Annotated in this window: 1 rRNA gene; it reads left to right on the forward strand. The window is 52.0% G+C overall.

From position 1 onward, the window contains the following. The first annotated feature begins 147 nt into the window (after positions 1–147). Positions 148–1,650 (forward strand): 16S ribosomal RNA (locus NFR62_RS10110). Positions 1,651–1,674 lie beyond the last annotated feature (24 nt).

Genomic DNA, 1,674 nt, shown 5'->3' on the forward strand with positions numbered 1-1,674 from the left:
GCACATTGACAACGGAAAATAAGCAAGAAAGATTAAAAACACAAAACAAAAAACAGTCAATTTAAAAAAACGGAAAAACAGTCAGATGATTGTTTTGAGCGTGAATCAAGGTATTTAGGGCAGAGGAATTTGCCGTGAATATACAAAGAACTTGAGAGTTTGATTCTGGCTCAGGACGAACGCTGGCGGCGTGCTTAACACATGCAAGTCGAGCGGGCGTAGCAATACGTCAGCGGCGGACGGGTGAGTAACGCGTGAGCAATCTGCCTCTACCAACGGGATAACACTTAGAAATAGGTGCTAATACCGTATAAGACCACGAGCCTGCATGGGCATGTGGTAAAAGCTCCGACGGGTAGAGATGAGCTCGCGTCCCATTAGCTAGTTGGTAGGGTAACGGCCTACCAAGGCGACGATGGGTAGCCGACCTGAGAGGGTGATCGGCCACATTGGAACTGAGAAACGGTCCAAACTCCTACGGGAGGCAGCAGTGGGGAATATTGGGCAATGGGCGCAAGCCTGACCCAGCAACGCCGCGTGAAGGATGAAGGTTTTCGGATTGTAAACTTCTGTCGCGAGGGACGAAGAATGACGGTACCTCGTAAGAAAGCCCCGGCTAACTACGTGCCAGCAGCCGCGGTAATACGTAGGGGGCAAGCGTTGTCCGGAATGACTGGGCGTAAAGGGAGTGTAGGCGGCCTTGTAAGTTAGATGTGAAATCCTACGGCTTAACCGTAGAACTGCATCTAAAACTGTGAGGCTGGAGTGCAGGAGAGGTGAGTGGAATTCCTAGTGTAGCGGTGGAATGCGTAGATATTAGGAGGAACACCAGAGGCGAAGGCGACTCACTGGACTGTAACTGACGCTGAGGCTCGAAAGCGTGGGGAGCAAACAGGATTAGATACCCTGGTAGTCCACGCCCTAAACGATGGATACTAGAGGAAGGGGGTATAAACTCCTCCTGTCTCGAAGCAAACGCGATAAGTATCCCGCCTGGGGAGTACGGCCGCAAGGTTGAAACTCAAAGAAATTGACGGGGACCCGCACAAGCAGCGGAGCATGTGGTTTAATTCGAAGCAACGCGAAGAACCTTACCAAGACTTGACATCGTCCGACGAACATGGAAACATGTTTTCCCTTCGGGGCGGATAGACAGGTGGTGCATGGTTGTCGTCAGCTCGTGTCGTGAGATGTTCGGTTAAGTCCGGCAACGAGCGCAACCCTTAACGGCAGTTGGCAATATTAAGTTAGCAACTCTGCCGTGACTGCCGTGGACAACACGGAGGAAGGTGGGGATGACGTCAAATCATCATGCCCCTTACGTCTTGGGCTACACACGTGCTACAATGGGTGCTACAAAGAGCAGCAAAACCGCAAGGTCGAGCAAATCTCAAAAAAGCATTCTCAGTTCGGATTGAGGGCTGCAACCCGCCCTCATGAAGTCGGAGTTGCTAGTAATCCCGAATCAGAATGTCGGGGTGAATGCGTTCCCGGGTCTTGTACACACCGCCCGTCACGCCATGGGAGTCGGGGGTACCCGAAGTCAGTGGGCTAACCGCAAGGGGGCAGCTGCCTAAGGTAAAACCGATGACTGGGGTGAAGTCGTAACAAGGTAGCCGTATCGGAAGGTGCGGCTGGATCACCTCCTTTTAAGGAACTCGCAAAGAGCGAGTA

The organism is Pumilibacter muris (genome assembly GCF_943193045.1).
Lineage (GTDB): Bacteria > Bacillota > Clostridia > Christensenellales > Pumilibacteraceae > Pumilibacter > Pumilibacter muris.